This is a genomic window from Oscillatoria salina IIICB1, assembly GCF_020144665.1.
Classification (GTDB): Bacteria; Cyanobacteriota; Cyanobacteriia; order Cyanobacteriales; family SIO1D9; genus IIICB1.
This window is the reverse complement of record NZ_JAAHBQ010000025.1, coordinates 22,280-45,328: the sequence shown is the minus strand read 5'-3', so window position 1 is coordinate 45,328 and position 23,049 is coordinate 22,280. Positions and strand designations below refer to the sequence as shown.

23 protein-coding genes are annotated in these 23,049 nt (G+C 40.6%); 10 read left to right on the top strand and 13 right to left on the bottom strand.

Annotation, left to right across the window (positions count from 1 at the left end):
* Positions 1-4: 4 nt before the first annotated feature.
* Together G3T18_RS09430 and G3T18_RS09425 are read right to left on the bottom strand one after the other, a co-directional pair.
* Positions 5-979, bottom strand: coding sequence for an N-acetylglucosamine kinase (locus tag G3T18_RS09430; protein WP_224410297.1), 975 nt, complete (start codon positions 977-979; stop codon positions 5-7).
* Between the two features lie 14 nt (positions 980-993).
* Positions 994-1,722 (bottom strand): Uma2 family endonuclease, encoded by a 729-nt coding sequence (locus G3T18_RS09425; RefSeq protein ID WP_224410296.1) that lies wholly within the window; start codon positions 1,720-1,722, stop codon positions 994-996.
* Positions 1,723-1,876: 154 nt separating this feature from the next.
* Between G3T18_RS09425 and G3T18_RS09420 the strand changes: the two genes are divergently transcribed.
* Complete coding sequence (locus G3T18_RS09420) at positions 1,877-2,917, top strand: cysteine hydrolase family protein (RefSeq protein WP_224410295.1); 1,041 nt, start codon at positions 1,877-1,879, stop codon at positions 2,915-2,917.
* Positions 2,918-2,990: 73 nt separating this feature from the next.
* Here G3T18_RS09420 and ispF read toward each other — a convergent pair whose 3' ends face one another.
* From ispF to G3T18_RS09395, 5 genes are all read right to left on the bottom strand, one after another.
* On the bottom strand, positions 2,991-3,467 hold the full coding sequence (gene ispF, locus G3T18_RS09415; protein ID WP_224410294.1) for a 2-C-methyl-D-erythritol 2,4-cyclodiphosphate synthase: 477 nt from the start codon (positions 3,465-3,467) through the stop codon (positions 2,991-2,993).
* A gap of 126 nt (positions 3,468-3,593) precedes the next feature.
* Positions 3,594-4,184: a superoxide dismutase gene (locus tag G3T18_RS09410; RefSeq protein ID WP_224410293.1), complete on the bottom strand. Its 591-nt coding sequence runs from the start codon at positions 4,182-4,184 to the stop codon at positions 3,594-3,596.
* Positions 4,185-4,349: 165 nt separating this feature from the next.
* Positions 4,350-4,844, bottom strand: coding sequence for a TIGR00725 family protein (locus G3T18_RS09405; RefSeq protein ID WP_224410292.1), 495 nt, complete (start codon positions 4,842-4,844; stop codon positions 4,350-4,352).
* Positions 4,845-4,851: 7 nt separating this feature from the next.
* Positions 4,852-8,760 carry a response regulator gene (locus G3T18_RS09400; RefSeq protein WP_224410291.1) on the bottom strand — a complete coding sequence of 1,303 codons (3,909 nt, stop codon included), beginning with the start codon at positions 8,758-8,760 and terminating at the stop codon, positions 4,852-4,854.
* A gap of 524 nt (positions 8,761-9,284) precedes the next feature.
* Positions 9,285-10,172, bottom strand: coding sequence for a 4-hydroxybenzoate solanesyltransferase (locus tag G3T18_RS09395; protein WP_224410290.1), 888 nt, complete (start codon positions 10,170-10,172; stop codon positions 9,285-9,287).
* A gap of 92 nt (positions 10,173-10,264) precedes the next feature.
* On the opposite strand from G3T18_RS09395, the gene G3T18_RS09390 reads away from it, so the two are divergent.
* Both G3T18_RS09390 and G3T18_RS09385 read left to right on the top strand, forming a co-directional pair.
* Positions 10,265-11,920: a Ppx/GppA phosphatase family protein gene (locus G3T18_RS09390; protein ID WP_224410289.1), complete on the top strand. Its 1,656-nt coding sequence runs from the start codon at positions 10,265-10,267 to the stop codon at positions 11,918-11,920.
* Between the two features lie 518 nt (positions 11,921-12,438).
* On the top strand, positions 12,439-13,038 hold the full coding sequence (locus G3T18_RS09385; RefSeq protein ID WP_224410288.1) for a hypothetical protein: 600 nt from the start codon (positions 12,439-12,441) through the stop codon (positions 13,036-13,038).
* Positions 13,039-13,520: 482 nt separating this feature from the next.
* Here G3T18_RS09385 and G3T18_RS09380 read toward each other — a convergent pair whose 3' ends face one another.
* Positions 13,521-13,808: a hypothetical protein gene (locus G3T18_RS09380; protein ID WP_224410287.1), complete on the bottom strand. Its 288-nt coding sequence runs from the start codon at positions 13,806-13,808 to the stop codon at positions 13,521-13,523.
* Positions 13,809-14,297: 489 nt separating this feature from the next.
* On the opposite strand from G3T18_RS09380, the gene atpD reads away from it, so the two are divergent.
* A complete protein-coding gene (atpD, locus tag G3T18_RS09375) occupies positions 14,298-15,749 on the top strand; it encodes a F0F1 ATP synthase subunit beta (RefSeq protein WP_224410286.1) in 1,452 nt (483 codons plus the stop codon).
* Positions 15,750-15,825: 76 nt separating this feature from the next.
* Positions 15,826-16,236, top strand: coding sequence for an ATP synthase F1 subunit epsilon (gene atpC / locus G3T18_RS09370; RefSeq protein WP_224410285.1), 411 nt, complete (start codon positions 15,826-15,828; stop codon positions 16,234-16,236).
* 113 nt (positions 16,237-16,349) lie between these two features.
* Here atpC and G3T18_RS09365 read toward each other — a convergent pair whose 3' ends face one another.
* Positions 16,350-16,664, bottom strand: coding sequence for a 30S ribosomal protein PSRP-3 (locus tag G3T18_RS09365; protein WP_224410284.1), 315 nt, complete (start codon positions 16,662-16,664; stop codon positions 16,350-16,352).
* A 108-nt stretch (positions 16,665-16,772) separates the two neighbouring features.
* Here G3T18_RS09365 and G3T18_RS09360 point away from each other — a divergent pair, with 108 nt between their 5' ends.
* The gene (locus G3T18_RS09360; RefSeq protein WP_224410283.1) at positions 16,773-17,549 is read left to right on the top strand and encodes a TIGR01548 family HAD-type hydrolase; all 777 of its coding nucleotides are present in this window, start codon (positions 16,773-16,775) and stop codon (positions 17,547-17,549) included.
* A 636-nt stretch (positions 17,550-18,185) separates the two neighbouring features.
* On the opposite strand, the gene G3T18_RS09355 is transcribed toward G3T18_RS09360, so the two are convergent.
* The 3 genes from G3T18_RS09355 to G3T18_RS09345 form a co-directional block, all read right to left on the bottom strand.
* A complete protein-coding gene (locus tag G3T18_RS09355) occupies positions 18,186-18,995 on the bottom strand; it encodes a tetratricopeptide repeat protein (RefSeq protein WP_224410282.1) in 810 nt (269 codons plus the stop codon).
* 108 nt (positions 18,996-19,103) lie between these two features.
* Positions 19,104-19,439 carry a XisI protein gene (locus tag G3T18_RS09350; protein ID WP_224410281.1) on the bottom strand — a complete coding sequence of 112 codons (336 nt, stop codon included), beginning with the start codon at positions 19,437-19,439 and terminating at the stop codon, positions 19,104-19,106.
* Positions 19,427-19,843, bottom strand: a complete 417-nt coding sequence (locus tag G3T18_RS09345) for a XisH family protein (protein WP_224410280.1) — start codon at positions 19,841-19,843, stop codon at positions 19,427-19,429. Before G3T18_RS09345 ends, G3T18_RS09350 begins: the two co-directional genes overlap by 13 nt.
* 185 nt (positions 19,844-20,028) lie before the next feature.
* On the opposite strand from G3T18_RS09345, the gene G3T18_RS09340 reads away from it, so the two are divergent.
* From G3T18_RS09340 to G3T18_RS09325, 4 genes are read left to right on the top strand one after another with little or no spacing between them, the layout of a single operon-like run.
* Positions 20,029-20,880, top strand: a complete 852-nt coding sequence (locus G3T18_RS09340; protein ID WP_224410279.1) for an Rpn family recombination-promoting nuclease/putative transposase — start codon at positions 20,029-20,031, stop codon at positions 20,878-20,880.
* Between the two features lie 32 nt (positions 20,881-20,912).
* Entirely contained in the window at positions 20,913-21,230 is a 318-nt protein-coding gene (locus tag G3T18_RS09335) for a DUF4351 domain-containing protein (protein WP_224410278.1), read from the top strand.
* A gap of 32 nt (positions 21,231-21,262) precedes the next feature.
* Entirely contained in the window at positions 21,263-21,580 is a 318-nt protein-coding gene (locus G3T18_RS09330; protein WP_224410277.1) for a DUF4351 domain-containing protein, read from the top strand.
* A 32-nt stretch (positions 21,581-21,612) separates the two neighbouring features.
* Complete coding sequence (locus tag G3T18_RS09325) at positions 21,613-21,930, top strand: DUF4351 domain-containing protein (protein WP_224410276.1); 318 nt, start codon at positions 21,613-21,615, stop codon at positions 21,928-21,930.
* Between the two features lie 10 nt (positions 21,931-21,940).
* On the opposite strand, the gene ruvB is transcribed toward G3T18_RS09325, so the two are convergent.
* On the bottom strand, positions 21,941-23,035 hold the full coding sequence (ruvB, locus tag G3T18_RS09320; RefSeq protein ID WP_224410275.1) for a Holliday junction branch migration DNA helicase RuvB: 1,095 nt from the start codon (positions 23,033-23,035) through the stop codon (positions 21,941-21,943).
* Positions 23,036-23,049 lie beyond the last annotated feature (14 nt).

Genomic DNA, 23,049 nt, shown 5'->3' with positions numbered 1-23,049 from the left:
ATTATCAAACGAGTCCGTAGCGATCGCCACATTCCGTCAAATTTTTTAAAGCTAATAAACTCGCTCCATAAGCTGGTTCGTGGCGAGGTAAAATAACTTTTACTTGCGGAAATAGCAACTTTAATTCAGCAGTAAATTTTCCTCGCATTAAATCAAAACCTCGCCATAAACTTCCCACAATAACTACTTCAACAACTTCCGTTTGCTGAAAAAGTTTATCTATCGTTACCCGCGTAGCTTCTACCAAATCAATCGCCGCTTGTTCAACAATTTGTCTAGCTATTTTATCGCCCTTATTTGCAGCCTCACCAACCAAAGGAGCCAAAGCTGCTATTTCTTTTACTCCCCAACCTTCTCGATACACAGCCGCAATTATATCTGCTGAATTCATAATACCATAATTCCCTTGCAAAAGCTCTTGAATTAAACTTTTTTGAGAGCGTCCTTCATAAGCTTTCAGTGCTGCTTGTAAACCAGAAATAGCAATTTTATACCCGCTACCATCATCTCCTAAAACATGACCCCAACCACCCACTCTCCAAGTTTCTCCCTGACAATTACATCCAAAAACAATTGAACCAGTTCCCGCAATAACCCCAACCCCAACCGCACCACCAATTCCACCAACCAAAGCAATTTCTGCATCGTGAGTAACAATTATTTTTGCTGGTGAAAGAGACAAAAAATTTGCACCCAAATTGCTTTCTTGAAGTTGTTGAATAAAACCTCCTACAACTTCCCTATCTTGCGGACGACCTACACCAGCTAAACCAAAACAAATTCCTTCAATTTCCAGATTATTTTTCTCACCAATTGCCTTACTTATAGCTTCAAGAATTGATTGAAAAGCCGCTAATTTACCCACCGTATGATAATTAGAACTTCCCGCTTCACCTCGCCCCAAAATATTACCTTTGGCATCTACAAGCAGGCAAATAGTTTTGCTTCCACCTCCATCAATTCCTAACACATAACTCATTAAACTATTTTCACCTACTCATTTTCAGCTAACTCACCAAATCTGTTTTGATAGCGAGCAAGTAAACTCTTTAACTGATTAGCTTCTTGTTCTGCTAATTCACGTTGTTGTCGTTCAAGAATTGCCGTATCTTCTGGAGAATTATAACGATTTCCCCTCTCATCAAACCAGTACAACCACTCGCGCTGAAAACCCTTATGAAAACCGATACTACGTCCAATTCCTAAACCTATTTCCGGCATCCAAAAAGGTTCTCCAATTTGACGTTGATAGGTTCCATTTACTAAGCGATACATTTCAAAAGGTTCCCGTCTATCTCGCTGCCAAAAATCAGGATTGTAAATGAGATAATAAAGACTACCCAATTGACTATATCTCCTCATTTTTTCGTCATATTCACCGCCAGGAGTTAGTGAGACAATTTCCAAAGCAAAAATGGGAGCTATATCGTTTTCTTCCCAAACAACATAACTTCTTCTTAGTCTATTTTCCCGAATTCGTTCTACTCCTAAACTCAAAAAACCATCGGGAACAATTGGTACTCGTGGATGGACACTTCTAGAGTAATATATACCCATATTAGTTCCCCAGAACCAATCAAAGCGTTCCGCCCAAATGAAACCAAGAATAAAGCCGAGAAAATTAGGGACTAAAATATGTAATTCGTTATCCACAGGTAAGCCATCCGACTCAGGTAATTCGGCGCTAGATGGTAATTCAATCTTGTCTTTTGATTTGATCATGATAACTCTTATTTTACTCCGAATAAATTAAATTTTAGCTAAATATTTTCTAAAAAACTAGCTGATTATTAAGGGAAGACTATAATTGTTGTAGTTACGCAATAACTACATAAAGTCTTGTAGGATAAAATCAAAGGCAGCTAGGAGTAAGATTATGTCATCCCCAACTACCCAGCAACTTCCCCTTCCCTCTTTCTTCAATACTACTAAAGTCAGCGAAGTTTGGCGAGTACCTTATCAAGAAAGATTCGTCGAAGCTCAAAATTGGGCAAAATCTCACAATATCCCAGCCGCAGCAACAGACAAAACTCGAATTTGCTTGTTACTTATCGACGTACAAAATACTTTTTGTCATCCAGATTTTGAATTATTTGTTGCTGGTAAATCTGGTCGAGGTGCAATTGAAGATAATATCCGTTTGTGCGAATTTATTTATCGTAATTTGGGAACTATTACTCAGATAACAGCAACAATGGATACTCATACTTCAATGCAAATTTTTCATCCGCGTTTTTGGCTTAACCAAGAAGGCGAACATCCTCAACCAAATGCAACTAATATTTCTCTAGAAGATGTCGAAAAAGGAGTTTGGAAAGTTAATCCTGCTGTCGCCGATAATCTTTCCAGTTGGAATTACCAAGACTTAGAAAAATACGCCCTCCATTACACAAAACAATTAAGTAATAGTGGCAAATTTCCTTTAACAATTTGGCCCTATCATGGAATGTTAGGTGGAATTGGTCATGCGTTAGTTTCTGCGGTTGAAGAAGCCTTGTTTTTCCATTCAATTGCCAGAGATAGTCAGACTCGTTATGAAATGAAAGGAAGTAATCCTTTAACTGAAAATTACTCAGTCTTACAACCAGAAGTTTTAGAAGATGATCGAGGTAAGAAAATCGCGGAAAAAAACACAGCTTTGATTGAATATTTACTCGAATTTGATGCAGTAATTATCGCAGGACAAGCTAAAAGTCATTGTGTTGCTTGGACAATTAGCGACTTATTAAATGAAATCCAAACTAGAGATGCTAATTTAACCCAAAACATCTATTTACTTGCAGATTGTACTTCGCCAGTTGTAGTTCCTGGAGTTGTAGATTATACACCTCAAGCTGACGAAGCTTTTAAAAGATTTGCTGAAGCGGGAATGCACTTAGTCAAGTCTACAGAAGCTATGGAAAACTGGTTAAAATAGAAACCGCAGATGCACGCAGATAAACACAGATAAATTGTATTACTTATCCGCGTTAATCTGTGTTTATCTGTGGTTAATTATTTAATAAAATGACAGCGTAAGCACAAATTCCTTCTTCGCGTCCTACGGGACCTAATTTTTCGTTGGTAGTAGCTTTAATTCCGATTTGGTTGGGGTTAATGTTTAAGGTTTTAGCAAGGACTTCACGCATTGTTTTGAGATGCGGTTTTAGTTTCGGACGTTCGGCAACAATTACCGAATCTATATTGCTAATTTGCCAATTTTGTGCTAACAAAAGTTCGTTAACTTGCTCTAATAAGGTTAAACTATTTGCTCCTTTCCATTGGGGGTCGGTGGGAGGAAAATAATGTCCGATATCTCCTAAGCTTAATGCACCTAACATTGCGTCCATAATCGCGTGGGTGAGGACATCAGCGTCGCTGTGTCCTAGTAATCCCAATTCGTGGGGAATTTCTACACCACCGAGAATTAAAGGTCGTCCTGGGACTAATTTGTGGATATCGTAGCCGTTACCGATGCGTAGATTCATAAGTATTGAGAGCGTTAATTAAGTAAAAAAGTTTAGCTGTTAACTGCCTGAAAATCAAGCTCTAACAGCTAAACTTTTTAATTATTAACTAATTTTTTTCTTTTTGTTTGTCCTCTCGATTAAGCGCTACATATTTGAGGCAACAAAGTCCCAGTTTACGAGGCTATCGAGGAAGGTATCGATGTAAGAAGGACGCTGATTTTGGTAGTCGAGATAATAAGCGTGTTCCCAAACATCCATTGTCAGCAAGGGGGTTTTTCCTAAATGGAGGGGATTTTCTGCATTAGGAGTTTTGATAACTTCCAGTTTGCCATTATCTAGGACTAACCAAGCCCAACCGCTACCAAATTGAGTAGCACCAGCTTGCTTGAATTCTTCTTTAAATTTGTCGTAGCTACCAAAGTCAGCTTTGATTTTGTCAGCAACTGCTCCAGAAGGCGCACCACCACCACTGGGTTTCATGCTGTTCCAGTAAAAAGTGTGGTTCCAAGCTTGAGCAGCGTTGTTAAATAAACCTTGTTTAGAAGCATCACCATAAATTTTTTTGATGACTTCCTCGAGCGGCATATCTGCGTATTCTGTACCTTCAATCGCCGCGTTGTATTTTTTCACGTAAGCAGCATGGTGCTTGTCGTGGTGAAATTCAAGGGTACTAGCGGAAATATGAGGTTCGAGTGCTTTGTAATCGTAAGGTAATGGTGGAAGTTCGTATGCCATTGTGTTCTTTCCTCTCTGTTTTCTTTTTTGCTCCAAATTGAATTTAGTCAATTGAGGGCATTAGGAGTCATCAGCTTAAATTTTACCAAGCTATCGCAATAAAACTTAAAGAATTATAGTAATTTTAGTGAAATTTGAGCATCCATCCCTAGGGGGATTGGGGATTCAGTTATCAGTTATCAATCCCCTAACAAGGGCGATCGCGTCTGGAGGGTTAGTTGCAAACAAAAGCTGAGATCGTGCGATACTGGTAAAAAAATCTTGGACGATGCGATCTTCGGTTAATAAGATCGCTGGTTTACCTGCTTTCAATGCTAAAGCAATTTCCGATGCTGTACCCGCACCGATTCCGCAGGCAATTACGACATCGCTAGAAAGTACGTTAAGATTATTGCGAGCATTACCGAGATCGGTGGCGATCGCGATATCTACTGCTTCGGAAATACCATAAGTATTATTACCTGGTAAAATACCTACAGTTAAGCCACCAGCAGCTTTGGCACCCTTATTTGCTGCATCCATCACCCCCACATTTCTCCCACCAGTGAGTAGTACCCAATCGGCTTGAGCAATTAACCTACCTAATTGATAAGCATTCTCGCGATCGCCTTTAGTAGCATTGTCTCCCGGACCCATCACACCAATGACAATTTTTCTCATTTTTAACTTAAGAATTTACTACCGATGCAAGTTCAAGAAACTCTCGTTCAATATCCTCGAAAACTTCCTTTGCTGATTGCAAACTTTTAGACTTAGCTAACTTCTCTAACTCTGCCGCCAGTTTTGGCAAATTAAGCATTCCTACATTCGCCGCCGAACCTTTAATCCGGTGCGCTTTTGCTTGTATCTTTTTAGTATCCTCAGCCTCAATTGCCGCTTTCAAGGCAACTAAATCCTGTTCGGTAGTCTTAACAAAAATTTCTAATAAGCGTTTCTGAAATGCTGCTTTACCACGAGAAACTCTTTCTAAACGCTGCCAATCAACAATTTTTTGTAAGCGCGATTCCCAATTTTCTGATTTAATGCTACCATTACTATCTGCTGTTTTAGCAACAGGTTCGATAGTATTTTCTTGAGTATCTTTTTTCTCAAAAGAATTACGATCTGTAACTTTTGCCCAACGTTCTAAAATCTCAGCTAAACCTTCCAAAACCACTGGTTTGCTAAGATAATCATCCATTCCCGCAGCTAAACATTTATTGCGGTCTTCTGGCATCGCGTGAGCCGTCAAAGCTATAACTACTGTATGATTATTTTGACCTTCTTTTTGGCGTATTTGTCTAGTAGTTTCGTAGCCATCTAACACTGGCATTTGACAGTCCATCAAAACTAAATCATAACTTTTTTTACTGAGAAATAAAAGTGCTTCTTCACCGTTACTCGCACAATCAGCCACACAGCCTAACATCTCCAGTTGACCTAAAATCACTTGTTGATTAGTTGGATGATCTTCTACCAGCAAGACTTCCAAACCAGACAATTTTTCTGATCTAGTAAAAGTGTCAGAATTTTCTGGATAAGTATTATTTGAAAATTCGTCCGATCTAATTTGGGAAGCAATTTCTGACGATAGATTTGCGAGAGCATTCATCAGCGCGTCAAAAAGTTGAGAAGCTCTAATTGGTTTGCTTAAGTAATTAGAAACTCCTAAATCTATTAACTTTTGAATTCGATCTTGATGTTTTATCGAAGTCATGACGATCGCTTCAGTTGTTTCTAGTTGGGGATCTGATTGAATTGTTCTAACTAAATCTTCAAGGTCGATTGAAGCTGATTGAGTATCAATAATAGCGATTTTATAAGGATTTCCAGAAGTAGCTGCTTGATGCAACGCTTGCAAAGTTTCAGTACGATCTACGGCTTCATCAAGATGTTCTATTCCCCAAGTTTTAAGTAAATAACGTACTGACTGGCAAGTTGTGGCGCTTGCGGAAACAATTAAGCATTTGAGTTTACTTAAAATTGCCGGAACTTCGGGAACCTTAGTAACATTTTGTTTAGCAAAGCGAGCAGTAAACCAGAAAGTTGAACCAACGCCAAGCTCGCTTTTTACACCAATTTCTCCTTGCATTAAAGTTACTAATTGTTGGCAAATCGCTAGTCCTAAACCGGTGCCTCCATATTGACGTGTAGTTGAAGCATCAACTTGAGAAAATGATTGAAAGAGCTTATTTAGAGCTTCTGAAGGAATCCCGATTCCTGTATCTTTGACAGCAAAACGAATTGTTGCTGTTTTGGTGGTTTGACTAACCATTTTTGCCTGTAAAACCACTTCTCCAGAGTCGGTAAATTTAATTGCATTACCGATAAGATTAAGTAGCACTTGACGCAAGCGGGCTGGATCTCCGCGTAACTTGCGAACGACTTGAGAATTAACTAAAGTAGCTAGTTCGATCCCTTTTTCTTCAGCTTGAGGAGCGAGAACTTCAATTACTTCATCGAAGCAATTCAAGAGATCGAAATCAAGTTTTTCTAGTTGCATTTCTCCCGCTTCGAGCTTAGAGAAATCAAGAATATCATTAATTAAAGTTAATAAATGTTGGGCGCTATTTTCAATTGTTTGGGTATATTCGCGTTGTTGGCGATCGAGTTGAGTTCGTCTGAGTAAGCCAGCCATACCTAAAACGCCATTCATCGGAGTACGAATTTCATGGCTCATATTAGCGAGGAATTGAGATTTGTAACGGGCTGCGTTGATTGCGGCTTCTCTCGCTTGAACTAATTCGTCAATCCGATGTGTAGCTAAGACTAAGCCACCAATTTCTTTTTCTGGAGTATACCAAGGTTGAACTGCCCAGCGCAGGTAAATTTTCTCGCCGTTTGCTCTTTCCCAAATGTCTTCAGGACAATGAACTATTTCTCCTGCAAAAGCACGATTTAGTTCGTTTGTCCAACGTTTAGGTAAGTCGGGAAATACTTCGTAATTGGATTTACCAATTAAAGATTCTTTTCCTAAGTCATAATCTTGTAACCATCGCTGACTGTGAGCCAAATAGCGCATTGATAAATCGAACATTGCCATTGCTACAGGAGCGCTGGTAATTACTTCTCGTAGTTGCTGTTGTTCGCGTTCGAGAGAAGAAAGAGCGCTATCAAGGAGTTTAACTTGTTGTTGAGTTTGTTTGTAGAGTAGAGATTGAGTGCAAGCGATCGCGAGTTGATTGGCGATCGCGTCTAATAATTCTTTTTCGCTTTTACTTAATAACCAGGGAGTACCGTGAATACAGATTAAGTAACCTTGATGGCCGATTTGAGTAGAAATTGCTAAGGCTTGATATTGACCGCTTTTCAGTTCAATATGGGTTTGATTTTCTCGTTTTAGTTGAACTGTTTTACTTTCAGATAACAAACGGGCTTCTAGATCTCGTAAAGAGAAACAACTAAAATTTTCTTTCCAATTGGGTAACTCTGGTTGACGGTATTCGCAAACAATTTCTAATGTTTGATTTTGGCGGTCGTCCCAACCAAAAACAACTCGCTCTAAACCTAGTAAATTGGCAAATTCCGCTAAGGTAGCGGGTAAACTTTCCTCTAAATCCAAAGAAGCATGAATGCGATTTGTTAAGCGATTAAGTAAAGCTTCTTTTGCAGCGCGGGCGCGGGTTTGCTCGAATAATTGTACTTGTCGAAGTGCGACTACTGTTCCCAGTGCTAGCAATACTCCTAACACACCTGCTAAGATGTTTAATTCTAACAATTCTGCTTCAATATTTTCGCTAGGAATCACTAAAGCTACTGACCAATTTGTCTCGTCTAAGGGAAAATAAGCTATATAAACTGAGTCGCCATTGAGAGTTATTTGTTCAATTTGTTTTTCCCGTGCTTGCATTTTCCGCGCGATCGCGGCTAAATCTGGCTCTTCTGAATCGAGCAAGCTGGCTGCGGTGCGATCTTCTGTTCCTACCTTATTGGGATCGGGGTGTAAGATCGGTACGCCCTGAGAATTAATTGCAAAAGCATAACTCCCCTGACCGTATTTTAATTCCTTAATTTCTTTAGCGAGACGATCGATGCTAATTGTACCGCTCAAAGTGCCGACGATTTCCTCTTCTGGGGAAGATAGAGATCTTAATGGGGCTGTTACTACTACTACAGGATCGTTACCTACACGAGTGTGGATGGGATCGGAAATGTGAGTTTTTCCTGTCATCCCAACTTGAAAATGTTTGCGGTCTTTTATATTACCTCGTCCGCCATTAGTGCTAAAAAAATTGCCATTCGGTTTTACTAAGGAAAGCGAACGAAAATCATTTTGTAATCTTTCTTGCTCTGATTGTAAATAAGGTTCAACTGTTGTCCAGTTTGCAGTGCGAATAATCGGAGAATTAGCAAGGGTTTTGATTTCCGCCTTCCGAGTTGCCAACCAACCATCAATTTCTGTTACTTCTTGTTTTACTTGGGATAAGGCATCATCTCGTAATATTTCCAGAATCAAACTGCGGACAACACCGTAGCTAATCATAGCGATCGTACTTACAGCGATCGTCGTTCCTCCGATCGCTAACATTACCAGAAGATGTCGGGGTCGCCAACGTTGTTGATAGCGTTTTTGCAATGCTTTCAACATTTTTGGCATTTGTACATTTGTTTGTGATGATTTGATACCCACGCATCCCCACTGGCAAAATTTAGAGGCTTTCTTTATTTTATCCGGTCGCTCGTTGATTGTTCTCCTTCCCTGTCTGACTGTCTTTCGAGGAAATCTTAGTTAGAATTTTCCTTTTTTGTCATCTACGTTGAGACTTAAGCAAATTTACTTATTAGGGACTGGTGACTAGGGACTGGGGACTGGGGACTGGGGACTGGTGACTGGGGACTGGTGACTGGGGACTGGTGACTGGGGACTGGTGACTGGGGACTGGTGACTGGGGACTGGTGACTGGTGACTGGGTTCAGTGAACAGTTATCAGTTATCAGTTATCAGTTTATACTCCTTGTCTCCCTAATCCCTAATCCCTAATCCCTAATCCCCAATCCCTAATCCCTAATCCCTAATCCCTAATCCCTAATCCCCAATCCCTAATCCCTAATCCCTAATCCCTAATCCCTAATCCCTAATCCCTAATCCCCAATCCCTAATCCCCAATCCCCAATCACCAACTACCTAATAAGCGAACCAGTAACGATTCCGGCGAGTACAATAAAGCCAAGCCAGACATTTTCGCGAAAGATTGCGGCGTAAACTGGTTTGGGGACTTCGGGTAAGCGTAAGCGAGTGTATTGCCAAATCCAACCTACAACTGCGATACCCCAAGCTAGCCAAAAACCAATTCCCAAGCTACTAATAACGCCGAGATAGGCAAGAAAAGCAACTGTGGCAGCAAAAAAGACTCCGACGGCATCAGCCGCGTAATCGCCGAAAAATAGGGCGCTGGAGCGAACGCCAATTTTGCGGTCGTCTTCACGATCGCTCATTGCATAAACGGTATCAAAGCCTAATGTCCAACTGACGGTTGCTGCCCAAAGTAGCCAAGTTGAGGTGGTAAGATTGCCTGTAACGGCACTCCAACTAATTAAAACGGCGAAACCCCAGGCGATCGCTAAAACGAGTTGGGGAATGGGAAAAATCCGCTTGGCGAGAGGATAACAAACAATTACTGGTACTGCAAGACAGCAGAGGAAGAAACTAAACCAGTTGAGATAAAAAGCTAAAATCGCGGCACAGATTAGCGCAGCGATCGCGACAATTATTCCTACTTTAAGCGAAAGAGCGCGAGCAGCCAGAGGACGCGATCGGGTTCTTTCTACTTGCGGATCGATGTTACGATCCCACAAGTCATTAATTACACAACCTGCGGCTGAGGTGGCTAAAGTTCCTAAAATGATTACTCCTACTAATGGTAATGGCGGTTTGCCCTCAGCAGCTAAAAATACCGCCCATAATGCAGGAATCATGAGAATTAGTCTTCCTGCTGGTTTATCCCACCGCAGTAGCTTAATAATTTTGAGCCAAGTAGGTATTTGTTCTGGTTGAACCGCGTTGACCATCTTTTTTTTGTCAGTGAATTTAATAATAATCCGTTTAAGTTATATCTTTGATAAAGCAGGCTGAGGTAGCAATTTCGAGTGTAACAGGCAATATGGTTAATTCTCTCTCTCAAGTTAAAACAGATCCAGCAAATTTAGCTAATTTAGATAACGATCGCGAACGTATTCTTGCGGCTATTGATATTGGTACGAACTCAATTCACATGGTCGTCGTGCGTCTCGAATCTAATTTACCTGCTTTTACGATTATTGCGAAAGAAAAAGATACAGTCCGACTTGGCGATCGCGAGCCGAAAACTGGTAATCTGACTCCAGAGGCGAAGAAAAGGGCTTTTGCTGCTTTGCAACGCTGTAAGGATTTAGCTATCAGTTTCAATGCAGAACAAATTGTCGCTGTAGCTACTTCCGCAGTTCGCGAAGCCCCCAATGGTCGCGAATTTTTAGAAGCAGTTTATTCACAATTAGGGATTTTTGTCAACTTAATTTCTGGTCAAGAAGAAGCCCGACGAATTTATCTCGGTGTCTTATCGGGGATGGAATTTAACAACCATCCTCACGTTATTATTGACATTGGTGGTGGTTCAACCGAATTAATCCTTGCAGATAGTCACGAACCGCGTTTTCTTAGCAGTACCAAAGTTGGTGCAGTACGTTTAACTCAAGAATTTATTAGTACCGATCCGATTAGCGACAAAGAAAGGCAATACTTAGAAGCATACGTGCGGGGAATGTTAGAACGTCCTGTGGAAGAAATGCGATCGCGTCTTGTCAGTGGTGAAAAACTGCACTTAGTCGGAACGTCGGGAACTATTGAAACTTTAGCAGAAATTCACGCGAAAGAATATCTCGGAACGGTACCCAGTCCCCTACACGCATATCAATTCAGCCGTCAAGACTTAGAAGCAATAGTTAAGAAACTAGCTGCTCTCAATTATAGCGATCGCGCCAAAGTTCCAGGTATGTCAGAAAAACGAGCCGAAATTATTGTCCCGGGTGCAATCATTTTGCTCGAAGCTATGAAAATGCTCGAGCTTGAATCAATAACAATTTGCGAACGAGCCTTGCGCGAAGGCATAATTGTTGATTGGATGCTCACTCACGGTTTAATCGAAAATCGCTTAATGTATCAAAGCGAAGTTCGTCAGCGCAGCGTCTACAAACTTGCTCATAAATATCAAGTGAATTTCGATTACAGTAACCAAGTTGCTAACTTTGCTTTAAGTATTTTCGACCAAATTCAAGGAGATTTACACTGCTGGGGTAACGAAGAACGAGAATTACTTTGGTCAGCGGCAATTTTGCACAATAGTGGTTTGTATATTTCCCACTCAGCACACCACAAACATTCCTATTATCTTATTCGTAATGGCGAGTTATTAGGTTTTACTGAAACAGAAGTTGAAGTAATCGCTAATTTAGCCCGCTACCACCGCAAAAGTAAACCTAAGAAAAAGCACGATAACTACAAAAACTTACCTAACAAACAATATCGTCACCTAGTAAATCAAGTTGGTGCGATTTTACGCTTAGCTGTCGCTTTAGATCGCCGACAAATTGGCGCAATCAAACAAGTAAAATGTCAATATAAGCCCGAAAATAAAGAATTACATCTTAGTTTAGTTCCCCACGATCCTAATGATGACTGTGCTTTGGAATTATGGAATTTGGCTTACAAAAAAGAATTTTTTGAGCAAGAGTATGAAGTGGAAGTAATAGCTAGTTTGTCACCGTCAGTAGTAGCTAATTAATTCATATCATAGTAAGGACTTTAATTCTCAATCCCAAGTTAGTAGTGAGGACTTTAGTCCTCATTATTACAGCGCTAAAGCGCTGACTACCAACAATGTTAGTTAGTAGTGAGGACTTTAGTCCTCATTATCACAGCACTTTAGCGCTGACTACCAACAATGTTAGTTAGTAGTGAGGACTTTAGTCCTCATTATCACAGTGCTAAAGCGCTGACTACAAACAATGTTAGTTAGTAGTGAGGACTTTAGTCCTCATTATCACAGTGCTAAAGCGCTGACTACAAACAATGTTAGTTAGTAGTGAGGACTTTAGTCCTCATTATCACAGCACTTTAGCGCTGACTACCAACAATGTTAGTTAGTAGTGAGGACTTTAGTCCTCATTATCACAGCGCTTTAGCGCTGACTACCAACAATGTTAGTTAGTAGTGAGGACTTTAGTCCTCATTATCACAGCACTTTAGCGCTGACTACCAACAAGATCTCAAATAACACTAAGTATTAATTACAAACTCAAAATGAATCATAATCAACTTTTAATTGAAGCTGCTAACTCAGTAACTAAACGTCAACGCAATAAACCCGATCCTAACAATGTAGTTAAAGCCCTTTTACAAGCAGAAAAAGTTGCTAAAAAAGAAAGACATTCCTCTAATTACGAACAACTTATTGGGACATGGAAATTATGCTTTATTACAGGTACAAAAAAAACACGCCAACGTGCAGGAATTGTTTTAGGTTCGGGACGTTATCTTCCTAGTTGGCTTACCATTAAATTATCCTATTCCCAACTAAATGAATCGCAAACGCAAGACAAATTTACAGCAGGAAAAGTCGAAAATACGGTTCAGTTTAGCGGTTTAGAACTTTCTCTCCAAGGTCCCGTTAAATTTTTATCTCCGAAAAATATTCTTGCTTTCGATTTTACCCAAATGAAAGTAAAATTATTTGGTATAACTTTCTATGATGGCTATATTCGTGGTGGTAAAGAAGCTGAAGCCAGATTTTTGCAAGACAAGATTGCCAAGCAAGCATTTTTTGCCTATTTTATCACTAGCGATCGCCTAATTGCGGCGAGAGGACGCGGAGGTGGATTAGCTTTATGGGGAAAAATATAAAGTATTTAGTTACCAATTTGAGAAACCAAGTGTTTAATTCTCTCTTGAATATAAGCTGTGGCTATTGGTTGGGGATGCAGAGGAGTCAAGATTTAGACTTTGCTTGATTTTTTTCGCTAAATCGATCGCACTTGACTCTTTTAGCTGTTTGACTGATTTGGGTAGAAAACTGGGAAACACAATTGATTATCTATCTTCTGATAGCTTTGCATCTACGTCAGAAAATGTAACAATAAGTGTGGAAGTGTTAAGAACAGTAAACTAATTATGGATAACAAAAATTATTCTTGGAAGGGAAGCCCTAATGCTGGTAAGGTGCTGACTATTTTTGCCTTAGTGGGCGCGATCGCCATTGTCTTCTTAGGTTTCGCTGGCTAGTTAGCCTCGATTGGGGGTGGCAAAATTTCCTGTATTTGCTGCCCCTAGCCCTTGATTTTACCTAAATCTAACTTTAACCTTCTTGACAAAATAACTTTTTTATGCTATTCACTACCTAAGTGTTGATAGCGATAGAAAGTAGAGAGATCGAATAAACCTCCAACTAAAGCACAACAAAAAGCGATCGTCACAATCCCATTCCAAGCGCAGCCGCTACCGAAGACAGTGAGAAAATCGACGACTCCCTCAGCCGCAGTCTTCCCGACTAGCTCTAAACCTGGAACGTAACCAATCAGAGATAATACAGCTAAGATAGTTCCAATGGAAAAAATAGGAGCGGCAAAGCTGATTAAGCTAGATACTAACAGAGAGCGAATTAAGTTAGGAACCATATTCGTAAAAAACTACTTCAAAGTTATCGGAGCAAAAATAAAATACTTCTGCCTCTTCCTACAATAGGAGGATAAGCCCTATTTGGGTGGAGTTGTCAAAAAAATTAAATCTTTATTAAAAATCTTGGTAAACCTCTGTAAATAGATTGTAAACAATCGTGATTTGTTCTTGATTCGCGGATATTTAAGCTCGATCGGTAAGGCAAAATGAGCGTACGGCGAGGTCGGCGTAGCCATCGCGTAACAAATTGACAAGAAACGCAACTTATGATAAAGAATAAAGCGATCGCCAGGAGCTTGTCAGGTAAAACCACCTGAGCGAGTGAGTCAAGCAAATAAAGGATTTTCAGCGATCGCCTTCAATGTTAATCTGTAAGATGGCAATCTTTAAATTAAATTAAAAGATTGCGCTTTTGTCCTCGATCTCCTTTAGGGCGATCGGGATCAAAGCGCCACTATCGCAAGCTAACCACCAAATAAACACCCAATATGGTAGCGACAACAGAAAAAACAAACGCTGGCAGAATCACCCAAGTCATCGGTCCTGTGGTCGATGTCGAATTTCCCACTGGCAAAATGCCGCAAATTTACAACGCCTTAAGAATCGAAGGTAAAAACGAAGCCGGACAAGACGTAGCTGTAACTTGTGAAGTGCAGCAGCTACTCGGCGATAACCAAGTACGTTCCGTCGCCATGAGTGGTACAGACGGGTTAGTACGCGGGATGGAAGTTGCTGACCTGGGCAGACCGATTAGCGTTCCCGTAGGTAAAGCTACTTTAGGTCGCATTTTTAACGTTTTAGGCGAACCTGTAGACAACAAAGGTCCAGTAGAAGCCGAAGAAAGTTTCCCCATTCACCGCCCTGCACCCAAACTAACTGACCTGGAAACCAAACCACAAGTTTTTGAAACAGGTATCAAAGTAATCGACTTGTTGACACCTTATCGACGCGGCGGCAAAATCGGTTTGTTTGGTGGTGCGGGTGTTGGCAAAACCGTAATCATGATGGAATTGATCAACAACATCGCTACGAAACACGGTGGTGTATCTGTGTTTGGCGGTGTGGGCGAACGTACCCGCGAGGGTAACGACCTCTACAATGAAATGATCGAATCCAATGTAATCAACAAAGACAACTTAAACGAGTCGAAGATTGCCTTGGTCTACGGTCAGATGAACGAACCACCTGGTGCGAGAATGCGGGTAGGTTTGTCTGCTTTGACAATGGCGGAATATTTCCGTGATGTCAACAAGCAAGACGTATTGTTGTTTATTGATAATATCTTCCGTTTCGTTCAAGCTGGTTCTGAGGTATCAGCGCTACTCGGAAGGATGCCTTCTGCGGTAGGATATCAGCCTACTCTCGGTACTGACGTGGGTGACTTACAAGAGCGCATCACTTCGACTAAAGAAGGTTCGATCACTTCTATTCAAGCGGTTTATGTACCTGCGGATGACTTAACTGACCCCGCACCAGCAACTACCTTTGCTCACTTGGATGGAACCACGGTATTATCTCGTGGATTGGCATCGAAAGGTATTTATCCGGCGGTAGACCCTCTAGATTCTAAGTCTACGATGTTACAGCCGGGAATCGTTAGTGACGAACACTACGAAACAGCCCGCGCGGTACAAGCAACTTTACAGCGTTATAAAGAATTGCAAGACATCATCGCCATCTTAGGTTTAGATGAATTGTCTGAAGACGATCGCCGAACTGTAGATCGCGCCCGGAAAATTGAGCGTTTCTTATCTCAACCTTTCTTCGTAGCGGAAGTATTTACAGGTTCTCCTGGTGAGTATGTCAGCTTGGAAGAAACAATTAAAGGCTTCCAAATGATTCTCAAGGGAGAATTAGACGATCTGCCCGAACAAGCGTTCTATCTGGTTGGTAACATTGACCAGGCGATCGCCAAAGCTGAAAAAATGAAGTCTAGCTAATAGCTAATTCCTTGGGGTGCAGTAACTTGCGCCCCTGCAAGCGTAAAAATTAACAACTGAGAACTAAGCAACAACAATGGCTTTAAACGTGCGCGTACTTTCTCCGGACCGTACAGTCTGGGACTCCGATGCTGACGAAGTAATTTTGCCTTCCACCACCGGACAATTAGGTATTCTTACTGGTCACGCTCCTTTGTTAAGCGCCTTAGATATTGGCGTGATGCGAGTTCGTCCCGGGAAAGATTGGGTAGCGATCGCGCTAATGGGCGGTTTCGCTGAAGTAGAAAATGATGAAGTAACTATTTTGGTCAATGGTGCTGAAAGAGGCGACCAAATTGACAAAGACACTGCTGGTAGCGCTTACAATCAAGCTCAAGAACGGCTGAATCAAGCAGAAAATAGTAATAATCGTCAAGAAAAAATTCAGGCAACTCAAGCCCTCAAACGCGCTCGCGCTCGCTTTCAAGCTGCGGGCGGTATGGTTTAATGCCAGCAGGCAAAAAAAAACAAATTGGGGCAGAATTGCTAATCTGCCCCGCTCTGCGTTCATCGGCAAACAAATTAAACTAGCCTTTTGTGAGCAAAAATTGCTCATTATGTTTAATTACTGCCAGTAAAGATTACTTCTGGGAACTTATCTTGAGCTTGATTCCAAGGAACTCTTCTACCTTCCTCTTGCCAGTAGTTGATGATTTCTGTAGCTTTGTTGAGTAGTTCAATGCGCTCAGTTTCAGAAATCCAGCTTTTTGCTTCGAGTTCAGATTTTAGCTGTTCCCAAGCATCATTCCGGGGCCAAAAATAATAAGGAGTTAAAGGGCTAGTACCTTTACCGACGATTTGGTCTACTGCGATCGCTACATCTTTGTCTAACCAAAGAATCTTTAATACAAACCTTGATTCCAATGACACCTCCATTGGCTTTGTTACGTTCATAGAAAATGGAAAAAAGAAAACTTGACAACACTTTATTCTACCTCACTCAACTAATTTAGTTGAGTCTTTATTCTTATTCTTGGTTTTGTGATGAGTGCTATAGTTATTTTTGATATTGATGGGGTAATTCGCGATGTCGCTGGCTCTTATCGACGAGCTTTAGCTGATACGGTGGAGCATTTTACTAATGGTGCTTATCGTCCAAGTCAAGCAGACATCGATTCGCTAAAATCGGAAGGAATCTGGAATAATGATTGGGAAGGCTCTCAAGAATTGGTCTTTCGTTATTTTGAGTCTATTGGTCAAGGGCGCGATCGCCTACAATTAGATTACGATACCTTAGTAGCTTTTTTCCAATCTCGTTATCGCGGTACAGACCCGGAAAATTGGAACGGTTACATTACCACAGAACCGCTATTATTGCAAGGAAAATATCTAGAAAATTTGACCGCAAATCAGATTAGCTGGGGCTTTTTTAGCGGTGCAACCAGAGGAAGCGCTGAATACGTTTTAGTCAAGCGTCTCAGACTAGAAAAACCTGTTTTAATTGCAATGGAAGATGCACCAGGAAAACCCGATCCTACAGGATTATTAGCTACAGTCGCTCAGTTAGATTCAGACAACAATAATCCAGTAATTTATGTTGGTGATACTGTTGCAGATATGTACACAGTTGTCAAGGCAAAAAATCTTGTACCAGAGAGAAATTGGCTTGGAGTTGGTGTTTTACCTCCTCACGTTCAAGAAAACAATGAGCGTCAAGAAGCTTATCGAACAAAATTAAAGCAAGCTGGTGCAGTTACGGTTATAAATAATGTCGAACAATTAACACCAGAGTTAATTCAGCAGTTGATTAAGGATCGATAAATCTAGATTCTTTTATCAATGTCATTCTGAAAAATCAATACTTTTTTCAATGTCATCTTGAGCGAAAATTGATTTCCAATATCATTCTGAGTAATCAATCTATCTATTTCTCGATGTCATCGTGAGTAATCAATCTATCTATTGCTCAATGTCATCGTGAGCGAAAATTCATTTCCCCATGTCATCCTGAACGAAAATTCATTTCCTCATGTCATCCTGAGCGAAAATTCATTTCCAATGTCATCCTGAGCGAAGCGAAGGATCTATGGAGATTCTTCGCTTCGCTCAGGATGACCAATAATACCATTTTTGATGAAAAATAATCCTATTTTCGACGAAAAATAATTACATTTTACATAACCAATAATAGCATTTTTGGCGAGTAATAATACCATTTGCGATGACCAAATAATACCAATTTGCTTTATTTACGCTACATGAAATTGTGTAGAGACGTTGCATGCAACGTCTCTACAGAGTATGTATCTGTAGCATTCATTTAGCAAAACGGTATAATCTCATTTTGTTTGATGAGGAAATTAATTTTTAGTACCCGACGACTAAAGGATAGGCTACACGAACAAAGCCCGCCTACGCGGGCTAAATTGTAAGTATTTAAACAACGAGTGATATAATTCAATCTATCTTGAGAAACTTCTCTAAAGCAGTTACCATCAGGGGGGGCCAACGGCGAGTATTTTTCACCCAATTTAAGTCTTGATAGCGGTTATCAATTCCAACAGCCGCAACCCAATTACTTTCCGCTTCTCCTTGTTGACCTTGTTCCCAAAGAATAGCAGTAAGAGCAGCACGCATATCAGGAAACATGGGATATTTGCGAACAAGATTGCGGATAGTTCGCTCCGCTTCTTTTACTTTACCAGTTTGATAGAGAGCGAGAGCATAATTAGCGCGGGCGAAAGCAAAATTAGGGTCAAGATCCGCCGCTTTTTGGTAATCTGCGATCGCCTCTTCCCAATCTTGCTGTCCTGCCTTAGCATTACCACGATTATTGTAAGCCAAAGCATCATCAGGATCGATCGCTAAGACTCGATTGTAATCCGCGATCGCCTTTTGCCACTCTTTTTTTGCCTCATAGACAATACCACGGTTAAGATAAGGATCGGCAGCATTAGGAGCAAGCGCGATCGCCTCATTCAAATCAGTTAGCGCCGAATCTATTTTATTCTGACTCAGACGTAAAATCGCCCGATTACTCCAAGCAGCAGGATTTGTCGGAAACATCTCAATTATTTGCGTCCAATATTCCTCAGCCTCAGCAAAATCGCCTCTATCCGTAGCCTCAAAAGCCTTTCTCGCAATTTCATCCCCCTGTTGTAACAACTCCTCCGTAAATTCTGGCGCTTGGATATCCTGCGCCCAAGCAGGCACAGTGGAGGAAAATATTAACAGCACACACAGCAGACTTAAAATCCAACGTATCATCGTTTATTTTCGTTACCTAGTTATCAATACCTATTATTGCCCCTGTGCTAGAGAATCAGCGCAATGCAATTGGCAAACTCAGATATAGTGTTTTCATTTGAAAAAATTTTAACTCACTGCAAATTCAGTAAACGGACGAACATCGGGAGGATGAAAGCCTAAAACAATTTGGCTTTTAGGAATTCCTGCTGCTACCAACTCGTTAGCGATACCATCTTCTATTCCATCTCGATGAATCCAAATTTTATCTTGAATGATTTCCAGATGCACTAAACAACCATGAACGTGCAAATCATCTTCCCAGCCTTGGGTAATCAATAAAAAATTGTTTTGGTCATCACTGACAATTAAACGACAGCGTAAATCGCCATAAGCATAAGGTATTTCTGTATATTCTTTGAGCTTGTTTTGAATTATATTTCGGTAATTGTCTAAGTTATCCATCGCACTATCTCCGCTTTTTTTGCATCAAAAATAAGTAAATTTATTTGGTACTTCTGAATAAGTAAATTACCAATTGGTTCAGAAAATATGGCTCCGTAAGTTACTTGACGAATTGCCAAGTACAGAAAATATTCTGGTTTGGTTTCTTCTAGAATAGCCTGATAAATCAGATATTGCCCTAATGCCTGTTCTAAATCGGCAATAGGAGAGGGATTAGTAAAACTTTTAATTTCTACAGCAATTGTTTGATTAGCTTTTTGAGCAGAGATTAACTTTGTTAACCCTAAATCTACAAAAAGTTCTCTTAATCCCCATTTTAACCTTAATGGATCGTCGGTAACTGTCCATCCATCTTTGATTAGAGCATTCTTGACTATATCGTGATAAATGTCTTTTGCTGGCATTTAGATTTAACTATTCTGTAGTTAAAATTTTACTTTAACTAACTGGTTTTGGTTATCCCTTTAGTAAGGTGAATCGAGTAGTTAGAGTATTGAGAGAAATACGTGATTAACATGGTAGCCGTAGCGATCGCCTTTTTTCCCGAATCTAGTTATACTATCCTCCATAATCTCTTGTTGAGGATAATTTGACTTACGACAACGCTTGTAAATATCTCGCTGAAAATTACCCAGAAGACTTTGTGCGTTGGTTACTGGGAAGAGAAGTTGAGAATGTAGAAGTTCTCAAAACTGAGTTAAGCATCGAACCAATTCTGGCTGACTCCCTAACTTTCTTGCAAGCGGGTAATTTAATTCTCCAAGTGGAGTTTCAAACTCTACCTTACTCAAGTCCACCCATACCGTTAAGAATGCTGGACTATTATGTCCGGCTGAAGCGACAATATGGTTGTGCGATCGCGCAAGTGGTAATCTTTTTACAGGAAACAACTTCGGAACTAGCATACATTGACCGCTACGAGGATACTAACACTTATCATCGTTATCGCGTCATCCGTCTTTGGCAGCAAGATCCAGCCTTATTTCTTGCTAACCCTGGTTTGTTACCCCTAGCAACTTTAACTCGCAGCGACTCTCCAGAAAATTTGTTAGCCCAAATCGCTCAACGAGTCGCTACTATTGAAGAATCAACACGACAGCAGAATATTTCCGCTTGTGTCGAAATTCTGGCTGGTTTGCGTTTTGAAGAAACTTTGATTGCTCAATTATTCACAGATGACATTATGCGCGAGTCAGTTATTTATCAAAGGATACTCCGAGAAGGACGAACTGAAGGTCTTCAACAAGGTCTTCAACAAGAAGCTCGTTCCTTAGTTATGCGCCAGTTGAGAAGACGTTTTGGTAAGATTGAACCTGAGTTAGAAGCGCAAATTGAGCAATTGTCTCTTTCTCAGTTGGAAGAATTAGCTGAAGCGTTATTAGATTTTACTGCTTTGACTGATTTAACTAATTGGTTAGACTCGATTGAACAACAAAGTTAATTTTCTTTGTTTTCGGCTAATTTCTGGCTGGTTTGCGTTTTGAAGAAAGTGCGATCGCTCAATTATTCACAGATGACATTATGCGCGAGTCAGTTATTTATCAAAGGATACTCCGAGAAGGACGAAATGAAGGTCTTCAACAAGGTCGAACTGAAGGTCTTCAACAAGAAGCTCGTTCCTTAGTTATGCGCCTAATCTTACGACGTTTTGGTACGATTGAATCTGAGTTAGAAGCGCAAATTGAGCAATTGTCTCTTTCTCAGTTGGAAGAATTAGCTGAAGCGTTATTAGATTTTACTGCTTTGACTGATTTAACTAATTGGTTAGACTCGATTGAACAACAAAGTTAATTTTCTTTGTTTTCGGCTAATTTCTGGTTGGTTTGTCTTTTGAAGAAAGTTTGATTGCTCAATTATTCACAGATGACATTATGCGCGAGTCAGTTATTTATCAAAGGATACTCCGAGAAGGACGAAATGAAGGTCTTCAACAAGGTCGAACTGAAGGTCTTCAACAAGAAGCTCGTTCCTTAGTTATGCGCCTAATCTTACGACGTTTTGGTACGATTGAATCTGAGTTAGAAGCGCAAATTGAGCAATTGTCTCTTTCTCAGTTGGAAGAATTGGCTGAAGCGTTATTAGATTTTACTGCTTTGACTGATTTAACTAATTGGTTAGACTCGATTGAACAACAAAGTTAATTTTCTTTGTCTTCGGCTAATTTCTGGCTGGTTTGCGTTTTGAAGAAAGTTTGATTGCTCAATTATTCACCGATGACATTATGCGCGAGTCAGTTATTTATCAAAGGATACTGCGAGAAGGTCTTCAACAGGGTCTTCAACAAGGACGAAGTGAAAGTCTTCAACAAGAAGCTCGTTCCTTAGTTATGCGCCTAATCTTACGACGTTTTGGTACGATTGAATCTGAGTTAGAAGCGCAAATTGAGCAATTGTCTCTTTCTCAGTTGGAAGAATTAGCTGAAGCGTTATTAGATTTTACTGCTTTGACTGATTTAACTAATTGGTTAGACTCGATTGAAGAAGAAAGTTAATTATTCCCAATTAATTGTAGCCGAGATGCTTTTTCGCTGCTTCCGTGGGAATGCGACCTCTTGCTGTACGGTTTAAATAGCCGATTTGCAGTAAGTATGGTTCGTAAACTTCTTCAATAGTTTTTGCATCTTCTCCCGTAGCTGCGGCGATCGCTTCTAACCCAACTGGTCTTCCTTTAAATTGTTCGATCATTACGCTTAAAACCAGTCGATCTGTCCAATCTAAGCCGTTACGATCGACGTTATACAATTCTAAGGCTTCGGCTGCTACTTCTTGGGTAATTGTATCCTGTTTTTTCACTTGAGCATAGTCTCTGACACGCCTCAGCAAGCGATTAGCGATTCTCGGTGTTCCCCTAGCGCGACGGGCGATTTCTTGTCCTCCTGACTCAGTTACGGCGGTTTGGAGAATTTCGGCGCTACGCAAGACTATTTGGGTTAATTCGTCAATTTCATAGAAACGCAATCTTTGAATCATCCCGAAGCGATCGCGTAATGGTGCAGTTAACGAGCCGACGCGAGTAGTTGCACCGACTAAGGTAAACTTGGGTAAGGGTAAACTACGAGTTTTGGCTGTTTGTCCTTTGCCGATGGTAATATCTAAACGGCAATCTTCCATCGCTGGATAAAGTAATTCTTCGCTCATCCTTGTTAAGCGATGAATTTCATCGATAAATAGTATATCTCCAGGATTAAGACTAACTAAAATCCCCACAATATCCCTCGGACGTTCTAACGCGGGGGCGGCAGTAATTTTACAATTAACGCCCATTTCTGTAGCTAAAATCGTCGCCATTGTGGTTTTTCCTAATCCAGGGGGACCATACAGCAACAAGTGATCCATTGCCTCATTTCTTCCTTTAGCGGCTTGAATCGCAATCTGCAAAACTTCTTTTAAATCCTTTTGTCCGATATAATCGGCGAGACGCTGAGGTCGAATTTTTTCTTCGTTACTATCAGTTTCCTCTACTCCGGCTGTCGCTTCCAGGATACGATCTCTTTCTGGCGGTTTTTTCTTTGGGGGAGACTGTTTTTTTTCTTCTGGTTTAACTGTGCGTCGCGAGATTAGTTTACCCTGTTGTTCAGAGGTTCTTTTAATTGCCATCAGCTTTTTCGATC